The following is a 15,595-nucleotide window of genomic DNA, read 5'->3' on the forward strand; positions in this document are numbered from 1 at the left end:
CTTGTTTTGCTTAGTCTGCTTTAAATCAGACGAGCCAGTAAAACCAGCAATCATGCGAGTATTCCTGGACTATTCGAGCACATTTAAGTGCGTAAATTTCAATAGGTTAGCTCATGCTTTTAATGATCGACAACTATGACTCTTTTACCTATAACATCGTCCAATATTTTGGCGAGTTAAATCAAGACGTAAAAGTAGTCCGTAATGATGCCGTGACATTGGAAGATATCGAGCGATGGCAACCCAAGTATTTGGTGATTGGCCCTGGCCCGTGTTCACCAAGTGAAGCAGGAATTTCGATTCCCGCGATTCAGCACTTTGCCGGCAAAATTCCATTGCTGGGTGTGTGTTTAGGTCATCAAGCCATTGGACAAGCTTTTGGTGGGAATATTATTCGCGCAAAGAACGTCATGCACGGTCGTTTGTCCGATATGTATCATAGCGACAAAGGCATTTTCAGCAACCTGCCTTCTCCATTTTCGGCAACGCGCTATCATTCACTGGTGATTGATCAGGCGACTGTACCGGATTGTTTGGAAGTGACCTGCTGGACCAATGAAGCCGATGGCAGCATGGAAGAAATCATGGGTGTAAAACATAAGACATTGGCCGTCGAAGGCGTGCAGTTCCACCCTGAATCAATTTTGAGCCAGCATGGTCATCAAATCTTCCAGAACTTTTTAGAAATTTATGCATAGTGAACACAATGAATATTCAACAAGCTTTAAATAATATTACCAAACAGATTCATCTGACTCAGCCGCAAATGGAAGATGTGATGCGCAGCATCATGTCCGGTGAAGCAACCGATGCACAAATTGGTGCGCTGATGATGGGCTTACGCTTAAAAGGCGAAAGCATTGACGAAATTACTGCCGCTGCACGGGTCATGCGTGAATTTGCGATTAAAATTGATGTCAGCGATATTCCTCATTTAGTGGATATCGTCGGTACCGGCGGTGACGGTCAAAATTTGTTTAATGTCTCTACGGCATCAAGTTTCGTGATTGCTGCTGCTGGCGCAACCATTGCCAAGCACGGTAACCGTGGCGTGTCTTCAAAATCAGGGTCATCTGACTTGCTAGAACAAGCGGGCATTAACCTGAACCTGAATATGCAGCAAACTGAACGCTGTATTCGTGAAATGGGTGTGGGTTTCCTGTTTGCACCGAATCATCACAAAGCCATGAAATATGCAGTGGGTCCACGTCGTGAATTGGGTATTCGCAGTATTTTCAACTTGCTTGGTCCGCTGACCAATCCGGCGGGGGTTCAACGTTTTGTGCTGGGTGTATTCTCGAATGAACTGTGCCGCCCGATTGCCGAAGTGATGAAACAACTGGGGGCTGAGCATGTCATGGTGGTGCATTCCAAAGATGGTTTGGATGAAATCAGTCTGGCATCTTCTACTTATGTGGCTGAACTCAAAAATGGCGAGATCACCGAATGGATGATTAACCCTGAAGATGTCGATATTGAATCACAGACTTTAACCGGTTTGATTGTTGAAGATTCCGCTGAAAGTCTGGCTTTAATTAAAGATGCTTTAGGCAAGAAAAAATCAGCGAAAGGTGAAAAAGCGGCCAACATGATTGCACTCAATGCAGGTGCGGGCATTTATGTATCCGGCTTGACCACCAGCTACAAACAAGGCGTCGCACTGGCACATGATATTATTTACGGTGGACAAGCTTTAGAAAAAATGAGCGTTTTGTCTGAATTCACCAAAACCCTCAAAGAATACGAAGCTTAAGCTATAAGGAAATATTGCCATGCTAGATATCGCAAATACGATTTTAGGTAAAATTGTTGACCGCAAACAGGTAGAATTTGCTGCACGTTTAAAACAACATAGCTTAAAGGATGTTGAAGAACTCGCGCAGGCAGCAACACCTGTACGTGGCTTTGCACAAAACCTGTTAAGCAAACGTCCCGGTGTAATTGCTGAAATTAAAAAAGCATCCCCTTCTAAAGGCGTGATTCGTGAAAACTTTAACCCTGCTGAAATTGCCCAGCAATATGAACAAGCAGGCGCAGCGTGTTTATCGGTATTGACTGATGTAGACTTTTTCCAAGGTGCAGATGAAAATATCGCTATTGCACGTTCACACTGTGCCCTTCCTGCACTGCGTAAGGATTTTTTGATCGATCCTTATGGCGTGATTGAAGCGCGTGCTTTGCATGCCGACTGTATTCTTCTGATTGTGGCGTGTCTGTCTGACCAGCAACTGGAAGAAATGTCTAAAACTGCTTTTGAACACAATTTGGATGTACTGGTTGAAGTCCATGATGAACATGAGCTTGAACGTGCACTTCGACTTTCAGAGCGTTGCCTGTTAGGCGTGAATAACCGTAATTTAAAAACTTTTGATGTCGATTTAAACACATCACTACGCTTGAAAAAATTGCTTGAGCCTTCACGTTTACTGGTGACTGAAAGTGGTATTGCCACCCCAAATGATGTCCACATGATGCAAGAGCATAACATTCATGCCTTCCTTGTGGGTGAAAGTTTTATGAAACAGCCTCGTCCCGATCATGCATTCACTGCATTATTTGGTCAGCCTGAAACTGTTTAATGAATAATTAAGATTATGAGTAAACATGATTCTTCGCTTTCTAAAGGTCAGTTCGACTTACTGAAAGCCTTTAAAAAGCAAATCACCAATCCGCATTCGACTGCCCTTGCCAAACAGCCTGAGCCTAAAGCTCCGGCCCAGCAAGAACCGGAAGATGATTTCGACTTGTTCCAGAAATCCATGCAAGGTGTCAAAAAAATGGACACCGGCAATATTGCAAAGATTGAAAAGGACAAGAAGAAAAAAATTGATGCGCAAACTTTAGCAAAACGTGCCGCAGCAACTGGCCCAATGCAAACAGATCATGCAGAGCTTTCCGATACCCAAGCCATGCTGAATCCTGTTGCCAGTCAGGCCACATTAAGCTATCGCATTGGCACGTTACAGCACAAAGTGTTTGAAGATTTAAAAGCCGGTAACCTGCGCTGGTTTGAAGCAGTGGATCTACATGGTTGTACGGTTGAAGATGCGCGGGCTGCGGTGTTACAAATCATTCAAATGGCCAAAGATGAAAATCAGAATGTCATTAAGATTGTACACGGCAAAGGTCCAGAAGCCATTTTAAAAACCTATGTGAATGGCTGGCTGCGTCAACACCGTGATGTTTTAGCCTTTGTCAGTGCACCTGAAAAACAGGGTGGCACGGGCGCCGTTTTGGTTTTATTAAAACGCGCAGAAAAGAACCCTAAATTTAAACAGTAAGCGGAATTTTTCCTCAAAACAGGGCATTGTAGCGGTTTTCTGCTACAATGCCGTCCTTGTTCGATATCAGTGTAAGTGAACACGTCTTATGTCTATGCAGCAATCCTACACCAACATTCTGACTGCCGTTGGTGAAGATCTTAATCGTCCTGGTCTAAAAGATACGCCAATGCGTGCTGCTAAAGCTTTTTCGTATTTAACGTCTGGATATAGCAAAACTTTAGAAGAAGTGACCAATAATGCGGTCTTCCCTTCTGACAACCGTGAAATGGTTTTAGTCAAGAATATTGAATTCTATTCTTTATGCGAACATCATTTATTGCCTTTCTACGGTCGTGTGCATATTGCTTATTTACCGGAAGGTAATGTTTTAGGTTTATCCAAGTTTGCCCGCATTACTGAAATGTTTGCGCGCCGTTTGCAAATTCAGGAAAACCTGACTCAGCAAATTGCCGAAGCGGTGGCTGAAGTGACTAAAGCACGTGGTGTTGCCGTAATGATTGATTCTGCACATATGTGTATGATGATGCGCGGTGTCGGCAAACAGGAATCAACTACCCGTACGGTTTCTTTTGTCGGTGATTTCAAAACCAATAAAGATGAACGTCGTGAATTTTTGGCTGCTTTACCTGAAAGCCTCTAAGATTCTTCAGATTTTAAAAGCCCCGATTGTTCGGGGCTTTTTTATGTAGAATTTAACTTATTGTATTTAAGAAATTTTTAACTTCAAGGAAGAATCATGGCATCAATTTGGTTAGCAGGTCACGGTTTAACTCAAAGTGAATCTACTGTTGATTATCCCCGTCCTGATCGTCTGGTTGCAGGCAATCCTAAACGTATAACCCAAAGTTTATATGAGCATCCCAATATGAACTGTGGCATCTGGACCTGTGAAGTAGGTACATGGAATATTCAATTTGCTGCCAATAAACAGGAATTCTTTCAGGTGATTGAAGGTCTGGTACGTTTACATGATGCCAATACGCAGGGTTTTGTCGAAATCAAAGCAGGTGAAGCTGGTATTATTCCGCCCGGCTTTACTGGAAAATTTGAAGTGGTTGAAGCAGTTCGAAAGTATTTTGTCGTGGTTGAAGTCTAAAATCTGTGTATACAGATTTTTTCTTTGAGACTTTTATAAAAATTCGTCACGCGACACATAAGTTGTCATTCATAAAAAAACCGCCCTTACTGGCGGTTTTTTATTTCGAAATAAAAATTGAATAGAGTTTTTTATAAAATAGAGTCACTTACGTTAATTTAAAATATAAACCGCTGATATATAATATTTTTATAAAATTACTATTAAGCTTTTAATTCTATTAAAAATAACCAATAACATAAGCCAGGAAATAGAGCCAGAAGAATGGTGGGGATATCGGCATAGATTTTCCACCATTCGTTAGAAAGCTCTCCTGCATGACTCCATCCAAAAATAATAAAAAATGGCATAGCAATAATGAGGGAACTCATACAAACGGTTAGCAAGTTGAGAATGCGATAACGATTTAAAAGAACTGAGATCATGAAGCTAAAAGGTACAGTCAAAATACAATAAGCCAAGTAAACAAGACCATGCCCCGCAAAAACCACGAAAATCGAATATAGACTGTATTCATGATTCATTATGACAAACAGCAATGCTGTGAAAAAAAGTAAAGGTAAAGGAGCAAGTAATAGAGCTTTCACTATTTTTTCTTTTGTATATTGCACAAACTTAATTCTCTTATTTATTCGATAAGTATTAACAGTATAGCAACGCTCAAATCGAAATTCATTTTTCAGGAAATGACATTCATTGTGTCGCAAATACTTAAAAATGACATTGGTTGTGTCGTTGCCTAATGCCATTATGGGTCGTAATGGTATCTAGATTACTGAATTCTAATTACTGCAAATGACAGCATGTAAGTGCGATAACCAAATTTTAAAGCACTAGCGCGCTCACTGGCTCACTAGATTTCATTACATAAATCATTACACCAATCCTTCTCTCCGCTCGCCATCTGTCCTAGATGATTAGCGAAAAAGTTATCTGCTTTTCTTAGGCTATTTATAACAGAACGATTTTGTCGGTGCAGATACGGATCGCATTTTTACAAACGGGATGCAGCCCACGCCCATCCCGAATATGTCTTACAGAAACAGAAATTCCAAGCCTAGCTTCAGCAGTCTAATATCTAGTGCTAGATTAGCTCTGTACAGTCAAATCAATGTTTGAGTGTCTTAACTCGTTTTTAGCCAAATAAACACGGTTTCGGCCACTATTCTTGGCTGCGTACAGTGCCGTATCTGCAGCATCTATAAAACGCTGATAGTCTGGATGACCATCATACAGTGCACAGCCGATACTGACGGTAAAATTAAAGCTGCTGCCCGGTCGGGTGCCAATGGTGGTTTCCTGAATCCGGCTACGGATCTGTTCTGCAATTTCTTGCGCACGAATCAAATCGCTATCGACCAGCAATAATAAAAACTCTTCCCCGCCCACACGGAAGGCATAATCACTGCCCTTAATACAATCCAGCAATACTTCACCAATAAACTGCAAAGCCGAATCACCTGCTGCATGTCCGAATTTGTCATTAATCCGTTTAAAGTGATCTGCATCTATGGCCAGCAAAGACAATGGCACATTATTTTTACGCGAAAAATTAATTTCACGCGAAACAATGGTATTCAGATAGCGTCGATTGAGCAATTGAGTCAGGGAATCACTGCCTGAGTCGATATAGTCTGCCACCTGAAAAAGTTGATCGACCAGATGCTGAATCTCTCTATTCTTTTCACGAATATCCTGAATCAACCGGATGGATTCATCTTTTTCGGCAGCATTTAAAACCTGCTGACTCAGCGTATCAATCTGGTAAATACGATCAACAATGGCCTTACCCTGCTCCGACCCGGTAAATGCATAAGCGGCTTTATGGATAAACCATAAGCCAAATTCAGATTTTGACAACAAGGGATGAGTAAATTTCGGCTCATGGGAAAAGACCTTAAACATCAGCTCATTTTCCCAGTTTAATAATGAGCTGCGCTGCTTGTCCTTTTGCGCCGCAACGTCCTGCATGGCAGAAAATAAACGGTAGGTATGTTTTATATCATTATTTTTTTCCAGATTGACTTCATATGAGCGGCACATAATTTCTGATGCAAAGCCTAATATCTGTACGATATAAGAGATCATGCGCAAACTATTTTCTTGATCTTGTTTTGCCTGAAGTACAAAGACTTTTTTTTCAATTTCACCGATCCCCCGCATGATTAACCAGGATGGAATACCGATACGTGCATGGACTTTGCCGACCATTAACTGCTTTTGTACAATCGGTTCGAAGTTCTGATGCAGCGGTACCTGAAAGCAATCGATTAACCACTGATTTAACGTGGCTTTCAAGCGGCTTTGAACAATATCATCCGAGAGAAAATAGGAAGCTTCCTTTTCCTGCATCATATTTTTATAAAATTCATAAACCAGTGTCTGGGAATGCGCTTGAATAAATTGAAAAGTGTCATTTAAATCAGTTATTGAAAAATCCTGACAAACCGACTTCCATTGAGCAGCAAGTACGGCAATACCTTCAGTATTCATACAATTGATTCCAAGACTTTTTAGGAGAGGGAGAAAATTACGTTATTAATATAACAAAAAAATTACAAAAAATACTGTGTGAACTAATAGTTGTTTTATATAAATAACGAGCTAAAACCAACATTTATTAGATAGTTTGCTCTAAAAGAATCGCACATATCCCACACTGGTTTTCATCCAGTCTTTGCTGTCTTGTTGCTGATATTCCCAGCCGAGTCGAATCGCATTTTGCTGGTTCAATACATATTGCCATTCAGTATTTAATTTCAATTGCCACTGGTGTGAATCTTGCCAATACGGTAATTCCAATTGAATTAAAGAATTAATTTTATCTGACCAGATATTTTGGCAGCCTAGGGTGGGCCCCATTCCAACGCGCCAGCCATCCTCTAACGCCTTGCCGGCTTGAATATGATTTTGCAGCTGTGCATAACATAAATGCTCACGCGCTTGATCAGCATAGCTATAGCCCATTTGAACTTTTAAATTGGCTACGCCATGTTGCTTGTGTTCACTAAACTGACCATCCTGCTCTAATGCTTCCTGTTGCCAGCCCAAATTAAAACCCCAACTCAGTGGTATGTTAAACGGCGTAATCGGGTTATAGGAATTGACTGTCATCAGATCAAATTGCTCGAATTTCAGCTCTTCATCACGATACTGTATTGCAGCATTGAAAAATAGCAGCTGTGTGCCGGTACGAAAACCGCTCTGGGGATCTATCAGGTCGTGATAGGCCTGCCGGTGATTAAGCTCGATAAATTTTTCACCCTGTATTTCCCCAGCCTGAATTGAAATATGCTGTGCGTTATGACTCTGGGTCGGATCTGTTTCTGGAGGTAGCGGTGGTTTACGCTGCTTTTCTATCTCAAGTTGGCTTCTTAGACCCAGTAACTGACGAAAACGGGGCTGGGCAAAAGATTTATCCACTTTTTGTCTGAGAAAATCCAGATATAAATGATCATAGGCCATTTCCAGAATTTTAGCCTGATCCTGCACCGAAAACTTTTGTAGTATTGAAGGCTGTGTATCTGTATTTGCGTATGCCATCTGATGGGCAGTTTTAGCTAAAGTTTTGCCATGCTGTCTAGTCTGCGCCAATAATTGTGTTTCCAGAGCAGGCCGATAGATTTTACTCTTGATCAGACCTTGCTGTTCAGCAACTTTCAGGGTTTCTATAGGAATAGCAGCAGAGTTGAACTGTTGCTGAAGATTCAATTCGGAACGTGCCAGATCAAAAAGTCCGAGCAAACGGTAAGCACAATTATCGTTGATAAAATAATACGGGAAACTGACTTTCTGCATTTCCCACAGATGCTGAACTAGAAACTGCGTTTCTTCCGGGTTTAAATTCAGCTCATATTCCCATAAATCACGACTTTCAAAGTCGCCATATTCCTTAACCTTACGATAATAAGGCATCAGGGAATATTCACCGGGATATTGTCCGGTGAGACCTTTCCAGGCAAAAGACCAGTTGTCATTACTGTTTACTGTAGCGGCATAGTTCACTGCATAGGAAATCAGGTTTAACTGCTGCTGATCTTTTGGATCCAGACGCAGTAAGGTATGACCAAACATGGAGCTGGGATTGCCCATGAAATCTGTGGCATAGATCAGGGTAGCCTTATAAGGTTTGACCTGACCGATCCACTGTTCAAATTCGGGGCAGCTTACGGCGGGTAATTGCTGTTCAGACAGGTTCAGTTGCTGCATCAGCCAGTGACTTCGTGCCGGAAATTTACACCGTATCGACTGATTGGGTTCTGCTACCGTAAATAAAGCCTGTATATTCTGCTGCATTTCCTTTTTAAGGTCGGTTGATCCCTGCTCGGCCAGAAAATAACCTGCATAGTGAACCTCGCTTTTACCTTGTGCATTGGCATACATGAGACGTTGCCAGGTACGCGCCTGATCCAGCTGTTTCGTCTCAGCCAGATCTAGATAGGTCTGGATTTGCGGTTTTATTTCGGTTGCATGACTTAAATGGGTACAGGTCAGACCAAACAGTAAAAAGGCATATTTCATTCAGTAATCTTATTCTCTTCAATTCTTGTATTCATAAGAAAACCCTGCCACGGTGACAGGGTTTTCAGACATGGGCTTAGATGTAAGCTTTTAATACATCATCTTTCGCCATAACAGTTTGTAGAGAGCTTAATACTTGAAGCGTATCCTGATTTTTATCAGAATAAATTTCAGAAAAATTCTGCTTGGATACCGCAAAGAAACGTGCTTTATCTTCAGCTTTGATATTGAGCAATTCAGCCAGCACATTCAGGCTTTCACCCTCACCTACCGACATGTCGCGCGCGAGAGTTTCGGAATTTTCATTGGTGAAAGTGACCACCTGAGCGGTGACTCTTCCGCCTTGACTACATCCTAAAGTACCAAAAGTAATCCCGATCCATTGGTTAGTGAAAAGAACGTTGGTTGTACCTGCCAGAAGTTTAGGAATGATACCGGACTGACCTTCCCATACCTGACTACCAATACCACAACCGACATCATTATCGGCCATGGCCATACCTGAACCTGTGACCAGTACAGCGGCCAGCATTATTTTTTTCAACATGCTTATTCTCCAATTATTCTCATGCAATCTTGTTATTACTCTAGTCATGTAATTTAAATTACACACTTAGCAGATTAGCGGGAAGTCAAGTGAGGTGCAATGGAAAAAATGTATGCTTTAGCTAACGATAAATACGTGTTGTTTTAATGATTTTTAAGCGTCCAATTGCCTTCAGAATGACGTGTGCCTAAAATTTTCAGCACCAGCACCAAACTCAGCAATAACAGTAGATACCAAGAACCCAGCTTGCCCCAACCGACCATATGCCAGGCATCGACCTGACTTGGATAGAGCCAGATTTTGTAAAAGGTACTGATGTTTTCCGCAATCCAAATGATGAACGCTAAAATTGCAAGCACAGGTAACATCGGGAGCTGGATTTGATGCTGTTGTAGCTGAAAGTGAATTTTAGTTTTCCAGAAAATGATGACACTCCAGGCAAACAGCAGAAAGCGTATATCTGGAACAAAAAATTTACTCATAAAATTAATATAGGAGAGCACCGCCAAAGCGATCATATTGGGAAAACTAGGCAGCTTCTCAAATGAGACCTGATACAGCCTTAATGAGCGGGCAAAAAAACTCCCCACTGCTGAATACATAAATCCGGCGAATAATGGTACGGTCAATATTCTAAATACTGCGGGTTGAGGATACTGCCATGAAGCAATTTGCGGATGCGTCAGGAAAATTTCCATCACCATTGCCATGATATGAAACAAGGCAATGACTTTGGCTTCTGACCATGATTCCAGCTTTAAATACAGCAAGCAAACCTGGATAATGAGGGCATAAAACAACAAATAGTCATAACGAAAAAAGCCGTAAAACTCTTGGCTGCCCATAGAGGCTGTAAGTACAAAAGCAATCAGCAGTAAAATCCCAAATAAGGCAGCCGAAGCTGCCTTAAATGAGAACTCAAAACATGATTTAAAAAGACTGATCAAGGTTGAATCCTAAAAAATGAATTTACTCACATGTACTTATAGATATTTGGCGCTATATTCATGTACCGTATCAATAAATACTTTAGGATTTGCAGGATCGACCCATTGGGTAATACCATGGCCTAAGTTGGCGATATAACCGGTTTTTTCACCGCCCGCATAAGCATCGTCTAGCATGGCTTTGGTGGCTTTTGCAATGGATGCCGGTGTGCCATATAAAGTGGCTGGATCCAGGTTACCTTGCAAAGCAGCACGGCCATTGACCGTTTGACGGGCTACATTTAATGGTGTAGTCCAATCCAGACCTAAGGCGTCCGCACCCGTTGCCAGCATCGGCTCGATCCACTGACCGCCACCTTTAGTAAATAAAATCACCGGCACTTTACGGCCTTCATTTTCACGTTTTAAACCTGCAACAATTTTCTGCATGTAGTTTAATGAAAATTCGACATATTCACGGTGAGCAAGTGCCCCACCCCAACTGTCAAAAATCTGAATGGCTTGTGCACCAGCATCAATTTGCGCATTAAGATAATCAATCACGGTAATGGCCAATCGATCGAGCAAAGCATGTAACACTTCAGGCTGGGCATACATCATCTGTTTGGTATAACGGAAATCCTTGCTGGACCCACCTTCCACCATATAGGTTGCAAGCGTCCACGGACTGCCGGAAAAACCAATCAATGGCACTTGACCGCCTAATGCCGAACGAATGGTGGTTACTGCATTCATCACATAATCTAAATCAGATTTGGCATTAAAGTTCGGTAAATTCGCGACATCTTGTTCGGTACGGATGGTTTTATGGAACTTTGGACCTTCACCCGCTTCAAAATACAGGCCCAGCCCCAAAGCGTCCGGCACAGTTAAAATATCTGAAAATAGAATCGCGGCGTCCAAGTCATAACGACGCAAAGGTTGCAAAGTGACTTCACATGCAAAATCATTATTTTTGCATAAGGAAAGAAAATCACCTGCCTTGGCACGTGTTTCGCGATATTCAGGCAAATAACGCCCGGCTTGACGCATCATCCAAACTGGTGTGGTATCTACCGGCTCACACAATAAGGCCCGCAGAAAACGATCGTTTTTTAGCGTCGTCATTTACTTTCCCATCTCATTTTTAGTCTTCGAACCATCATAGCAAAAACCCAGAAAATTTAGTAACTTCTCTCACATCTAAAAATCAATCATGGGAAATGTAAAATAATTTTTACACAAAACAACTACTGCATCTCCTCATTTTTTCTGCAATACTTGTGTAGTTTTATCAAATTGTTAATGAATATTTTTTAAGGTTGAATTCCATGTTCGTTCGCACATTACTCGCTATGAGTTTAAGTTGCATTTTTGCGGGTACAGCGTTTGCCGCATCTACTGCTGAACAGCCTTTAAATCCCCAAAAGATTGCTGATACTGCAGTTCAGGATCCGATTGATCCACTTGCAACCGAAGCGGCATCAAGCGCTCAAAGCACTGAAGCCCATATTACACAACAAGAACAGCGAGACTTGAATAAGGCATCGAAAACCTTAGAAGATCTTGAAAATAGTGAAGATGATAATGCTGCGATTGGCGTTTCACCGACCACAAAAACACCAAGCACCACCAATAACAGTGCTGCAGCAGCCAAAGCCTCATGGACATTAGATGGCATGAACCAGGCCCAATGGTATGAAAATATCGGTAAAGGCCAGTTCCCTGTCTATGCGCGTGCCCATGTCATGTTAAATAATGCCCATGCTTCACCGGGTGCGATTGACGGTTCAAGTGGTAAAAACACCCTGAAAGCGATTGCATCCTTCCAGCAAATCAGCGGTATTAAACCTACAGGAACTTTGACCCAGGAAACATGGGATGCTTTAGTTGCTAAACAAGGTTCTAAACCTGCATTTATTGAATACACCGTTACCGATGCTGACTTGAAAGGTCCTTATGCCGCATCTATTCCTCGCGATTATGCATTACAGGCAAAAATGAAAGGTCTGTATTACACTCGTGTAACTGAAATGTTGAGTGAAAAGTTTCATATGGATGAAGACTTTTTGAAAAAGTTAAATCCGAAAGCAACTTTCAAGAAAGCGGGTGAGAAAATCATTGTCGCCAACATCCGCAATGAAGTACCTGAAGATATTCATCTGATCGTTGCGCATAAAGGTGCCAAACAACTGTACTTGTTTAACAATCGTAACCAGATGATTGGTTCATTCCCTGCCACCATTGGTAGCTCGGACACTCCATCTCCGACAGGGACTTATAAAGTCACTGGCGTAGCACCAAATCCTTGGTATAGCTACTCACCAAGCAATTTTGTGCAAGGTAAAAATACTAAACCGCTTTCACTGCCACCGGGTCCAAATGGTCCTGTTGGAAACATCTGGATTGGTTTAAGTAAAAAATCATTCGGTATTCACGGTACACCAAACCCGTCTGCAATTTCTAAAACTGCATCGCATGGTTGTATCCGTTTAACCAACTGGGATGCGAACGACTTAGGTAAAAAAGTGAAATCTGGCGTAACCGTTAAATTCCTAGAATAATCAAATTAGTGATAATCAAAAAGCCTGCATTTATGTGGGCTTTTTTTACAAAAAATAAAATGCCATTTATCTTTGAATTACCCATAATGTGATCCAGTCTACATATTATAAATATGAACAATAAAAATTCAATGTTGCATAAATAGAATGATATGTCGCTTTTATACTATTTTTATCAATTTTATAGCACGTTATTATTATGCTAATTTCAAATAATAAGGAGCATCAAAAATGAATGCTTTTTTACATCATGCTGAAAATCGAGGTCATGTTCAAGCCGGCTGGTTAGACACCAAACATAGTTTTTCTTTTGGGAGCTGGTATGACCCGAAATATATGGGAGTGAGCGTACTCCGCGTCATTAATGATGACACCATCGCTGCTCATCATGGTTTTGGCACCCATCCACATGAAAACATGGAAATCCTAACCTGTGTACTGGATGGCACCATCTCACATAAAGACAGCATGGGCAATGAACGTCAGATTACTGCGGGTGAATGGCAACTCATGAGTGCAGGTACGGGAGTTCAACATAGCGAAATGAACAATGGCGATACTCCTGTGCATATGTTGCAAATTTGGATTCACCCGGATGTGCAAGATGCAGAACCCAATTATCAACAGATTCAGTGTAATCCGCATCAGCAGCCAAATCAGTGGCACTTAATTGTTGGACCAAATGACAATGCAGCGATGCATATTCGCCAACAGGCTGAAGTAAAAACTGCCGTCTTGAAAAAAGATCACCTGCTTGCTGTTGAAGCGACCCAGCAAGTCAATTATGTGCATGTCATTTCAGGTGCAATCCAGATTGAAGATCAAATAGTGAAAGCAGGCGATGCGCTACTTTTTGCAGAAAATAGTGAGATTAGAGCCTTAGAAGATAGTCAATTTATCTGGTTTGATTTACCGCAGACGAAAAATTAACCCTATCTATTGATAATTCCCGACTTGAGATGATTATTGCCCAATAATCATCTCAACAGAGATTTAGACATTAAATATTAAAAATACATTTGACCGTCTATTCACGCTAAAAATTAGCGTTATATCTTTTTGAATCCACTTTTATAAAAAGTAAAAATCAAACCAATAAACATCATATTTTTACCCAAATAAATTGTCTTTTAAGAGAATATCAATCTTATTTATTTTTTAAATCATCAAATGGAAATTTGAGTTAATGAATAAGGCCTGGTTTGGTCATTGCATTAGAAAGGCTTAAATAACATCTATAGAGCTTAAATTGTTTCTTAATCATCAGGAAGAGAAAATCCATATGAACCAAATTTTGGATGTTAAGACTACGCAGCAGCAGGCCTTGCTTTTTTTATTGGATTATTTAAAACAAAAAGACTATCACTTTACAGCAATTACTCCTCTTTCCCATCAGCGTATTCTGAACCGAAACAACAATACAAAAAACCAAGCCATTAGCCTTCGGGATATATTCGGCTGGAATTTAGCATTCACAGAAACAGATCTGGAACCCAGCCTTTTCGCAATTTTAAAAAAAAATCAGCTTATCCATTTTCAAGATGGTCAGTGGTTCACTCATGTCCGAGTCGCTTCCCTAGATGATCAATTGTTTATTCACTCGAGTTTCCCCACAGTCCAACAAGACGCGGTTTTTTTTGGACCGGATACTTATCGCTTTGTTTATCATTTAAAACAGTATTTGGCCGGTAAACCTCAAGCCTTCAAGCGAGGTCTAGAATTGTGCTGTGGTACTTCTGCTACTGCGATTAGCATTGCCAAATATTATTCAGACTTTAATGAAGTGATGGTGGCGGATCTTAATCCGAAAGCATTGTTGTATAGTCAAATCAATGCGGGTTTTGCAGGTTTAAATCATATCCTTCCGGTCTACAGCAATTTATTTACGAATCTTGAAGGACAGTTTGACCTTATATTTGCCAATCCACCTTATTTAATCGATGCAGATCAGCGTCAATATCGTCACGGAGGCACTGAGCTAGATGGTAATGAATTGGCATTTAATATTGTAAAACAAGCTATGCAACGTCTGAATACCCAGGGATGTTTATTTTTATATACGGGTGTCGCAATAAGACCAAACGGTAATCCATTTTTAGAACACTTAGAAAAATTGCTTAACCCTTATTCAAATATAAACTGGTCTTATGAAGAAATTGACCCCGATATTTTTGGCGAAGAACTGAATGAGCCGGCTTATCAACATATAGAAAGGATTGCTTTGGTTTTGGTGAAATTGGAAATGATGGGTTAAAAATTATTGAGATAAAGAACAGATCAATATGGACTAATTTTTGGCCTATGCGCTTCAAATTAAGCATCGCCTTTTGTTTTCGAATAAAAATATCAAACTTATAAAACTTTAATCTATTTCAGCAATTTTAAATTGGGTCGAATTTAAAATTGCTGAAATAGTATAGGGGCGAATATTCTAGCAACGAGTGTTTTAGCGGATTATATTCAGTCAGTAAATCTTCTCTAAGTTCGCTTAAAGAGAATATCTAAAAACAATAGCCAATAAAAAAACCCCGATCAATTGATCAGGGTTTTTGAATTTGGCGGAAGCGGTGAGATTCGAACTCACGGAGGACTCGCACCCTCGTCGGTTTTCAAGACCGGTGCATTAAACCGCTCTGCCACGCTTCCATGTGCGCCAT

15 protein-coding genes and 1 tRNA gene are annotated in these 15,595 nt (G+C 40.9%); 9 read left to right on the forward strand and 7 right to left on the reverse strand.

Translation table 11 applies throughout. From position 1 onward, the window contains the following. Window positions 1-113 precede the first annotated feature (113 nt). The 6 genes from ACU0NF_RS03435 (at window position 114) to ACU0NF_RS03460 (ending at window position 4,380) form a co-directional block, all read left to right on the forward strand. Window positions 114-698, forward strand: coding sequence for an anthranilate synthase component II (locus ACU0NF_RS03435; RefSeq protein ID WP_445660145.1), 585 nt, complete (start codon window positions 114-116; stop codon window positions 696-698). 8 nt (window positions 699-706) lie between these two features. Then, a complete protein-coding gene (gene trpD, locus ACU0NF_RS03440) occupies window positions 707-1,753 on the forward strand; it encodes an anthranilate phosphoribosyltransferase (protein ID WP_370984722.1) in 1,047 nt (348 codons plus the stop codon). A 19-nt stretch (window positions 1,754-1,772) separates the two neighbouring features. Beyond that, entirely contained in the window at window positions 1,773-2,579 is an 807-nt protein-coding gene (gene trpC / locus ACU0NF_RS03445; protein WP_445660146.1) for an indole-3-glycerol phosphate synthase TrpC, read from the forward strand. Between the two features lie 15 nt (window positions 2,580-2,594). Further along, window positions 2,595-3,281, forward strand: a complete 687-nt coding sequence (locus tag ACU0NF_RS03450) for a Smr/MutS family protein (protein WP_171536664.1) — start codon at window positions 2,595-2,597, stop codon at window positions 3,279-3,281. A 94-nt stretch (window positions 3,282-3,375) separates the two neighbouring features. Continuing rightward, a complete protein-coding gene (gene folE / locus ACU0NF_RS03455) occupies window positions 3,376-3,924 on the forward strand; it encodes a GTP cyclohydrolase I FolE (protein ID WP_174559560.1) in 549 nt (182 codons plus the stop codon). Between the two features lie 96 nt (window positions 3,925-4,020). After that, complete coding sequence (locus ACU0NF_RS03460; protein ID WP_445660147.1) at window positions 4,021-4,380, forward strand: cupin domain-containing protein; 360 nt, start codon at window positions 4,021-4,023, stop codon at window positions 4,378-4,380. A gap of 203 nt (window positions 4,381-4,583) precedes the next feature. On the opposite strand, the gene ACU0NF_RS03465 is transcribed toward ACU0NF_RS03460, so the two are convergent. The 6 genes from ACU0NF_RS03465 to hemE form a co-directional block, all read right to left on the reverse strand. Next, window positions 4,584-4,991: a hypothetical protein gene (locus tag ACU0NF_RS03465; RefSeq protein WP_445660233.1), complete on the reverse strand. Its 408-nt coding sequence runs from the start codon at window positions 4,989-4,991 to the stop codon at window positions 4,584-4,586. A gap of 478 nt (window positions 4,992-5,469) precedes the next feature. Then, a complete protein-coding gene (locus tag ACU0NF_RS03470; RefSeq protein ID WP_445660148.1) occupies window positions 5,470-6,873 on the reverse strand; it encodes a diguanylate cyclase domain-containing protein in 1,404 nt (467 codons plus the stop codon). A 141-nt stretch (window positions 6,874-7,014) separates the two neighbouring features. Then, window positions 7,015-8,901 (reverse strand): Lnb N-terminal periplasmic domain-containing protein, encoded by a 1,887-nt coding sequence (locus ACU0NF_RS03475; RefSeq protein WP_445660149.1) that lies wholly within the window; start codon window positions 8,899-8,901, stop codon window positions 7,015-7,017. Between the two features lie 76 nt (window positions 8,902-8,977). Further along, window positions 8,978-9,448 carry a DUF3015 family protein gene (locus tag ACU0NF_RS03480; RefSeq protein WP_131269520.1) on the reverse strand — a complete coding sequence of 157 codons (471 nt, stop codon included), beginning with the start codon at window positions 9,446-9,448 and terminating at the stop codon, window positions 8,978-8,980. A gap of 143 nt (window positions 9,449-9,591) precedes the next feature. Continuing rightward, window positions 9,592-10,392: a DUF817 domain-containing protein gene (locus ACU0NF_RS03485; RefSeq protein WP_445660234.1), complete on the reverse strand. Its 801-nt coding sequence runs from the start codon at window positions 10,390-10,392 to the stop codon at window positions 9,592-9,594. A gap of 39 nt (window positions 10,393-10,431) precedes the next feature. Beyond that, window positions 10,432-11,502 carry a uroporphyrinogen decarboxylase gene (gene hemE, locus ACU0NF_RS03490; protein ID WP_445660150.1) on the reverse strand — a complete coding sequence of 357 codons (1,071 nt, stop codon included), beginning with the start codon at window positions 11,500-11,502 and terminating at the stop codon, window positions 10,432-10,434. Between the two features lie 203 nt (window positions 11,503-11,705). Between hemE and ACU0NF_RS03495 the strand changes: the two genes are divergently transcribed. The 3 genes from ACU0NF_RS03495 (at window position 11,706) to ACU0NF_RS03505 (ending at window position 15,192) form a co-directional block, all read left to right on the forward strand. Continuing rightward, the gene (locus ACU0NF_RS03495; RefSeq protein WP_131316252.1) at window positions 11,706-12,938 is read left to right on the forward strand and encodes a L,D-transpeptidase family protein; all 1,233 of its coding nucleotides are present in this window, start codon (window positions 11,706-11,708) and stop codon (window positions 12,936-12,938) included. 231 nt (window positions 12,939-13,169) lie between these two features. Beyond that, complete coding sequence (locus tag ACU0NF_RS03500) at window positions 13,170-13,868, forward strand: pirin family protein (protein ID WP_445660151.1); 699 nt, start codon at window positions 13,170-13,172, stop codon at window positions 13,866-13,868. A 352-nt stretch (window positions 13,869-14,220) separates the two neighbouring features. Next, window positions 14,221-15,192, forward strand: coding sequence for a methyltransferase (locus tag ACU0NF_RS03505; RefSeq protein ID WP_445660152.1), 972 nt, complete (start codon window positions 14,221-14,223; stop codon window positions 15,190-15,192). Between the two features lie 302 nt (window positions 15,193-15,494). Here the strand turns inward: ACU0NF_RS03505 and ACU0NF_RS03510 are convergent. Next, a tRNA-Ser gene (locus ACU0NF_RS03510) sits at window positions 15,495-15,584 on the reverse strand. Window positions 15,585-15,595: the final 11 nt, after the last annotated feature.

This window comes from Acinetobacter sp. F16 (assembly GCF_052712855.1).

Coding starts and splice junctions, on each gene's coding strand:
- ACU0NF_RS03480 (WP_131269520.1), bottom strand. CDS start 9,448: ATGTTGAAAAAAATAATGCTGGCCGCTGTACTGGTCACAGGTTCAGGT.
- trpD (WP_370984722.1), top strand. CDS start 707: ATGAATATTCAACAAGCTTTAAATAATATTACCAAACAGATTCATCTG.
- ACU0NF_RS03470 (WP_445660148.1), bottom strand. CDS start 6,873: ATGAATACTGAAGGTATTGCCGTACTTGCTGCTCAATGGAAGTCGGTT.
- folE (WP_174559560.1), top strand. CDS start 3,376: ATGCAGCAATCCTACACCAACATTCTGACTGCCGTTGGTGAAGATCTT.
- ACU0NF_RS03450 (WP_171536664.1), top strand. CDS start 2,595: ATGAGTAAACATGATTCTTCGCTTTCTAAAGGTCAGTTCGACTTACTG.
- trpC (WP_445660146.1), top strand. CDS start 1,773: ATGCTAGATATCGCAAATACGATTTTAGGTAAAATTGTTGACCGCAAA.
- ACU0NF_RS03500 (WP_445660151.1), top strand. CDS start 13,170: ATGAATGCTTTTTTACATCATGCTGAAAATCGAGGTCATGTTCAAGCC.
- ACU0NF_RS03495 (WP_131316252.1), top strand. CDS start 11,706: ATGTTCGTTCGCACATTACTCGCTATGAGTTTAAGTTGCATTTTTGCG.
- ACU0NF_RS03505 (WP_445660152.1), top strand. CDS start 14,221: ATGAACCAAATTTTGGATGTTAAGACTACGCAGCAGCAGGCCTTGCTT.
- ACU0NF_RS03460 (WP_445660147.1), top strand. CDS start 4,021: ATGGCATCAATTTGGTTAGCAGGTCACGGTTTAACTCAAAGTGAATCT.
- ACU0NF_RS03475 (WP_445660149.1), bottom strand. CDS start 8,901: ATGAAATATGCCTTTTTACTGTTTGGTCTGACCTGTACCCATTTAAGT.
- ACU0NF_RS03435 (WP_445660145.1), top strand. CDS start 114: ATGCTTTTAATGATCGACAACTATGACTCTTTTACCTATAACATCGTC.
- hemE (WP_445660150.1), bottom strand. CDS start 11,502: ATGACGACGCTAAAAAACGATCGTTTTCTGCGGGCCTTATTGTGTGAG.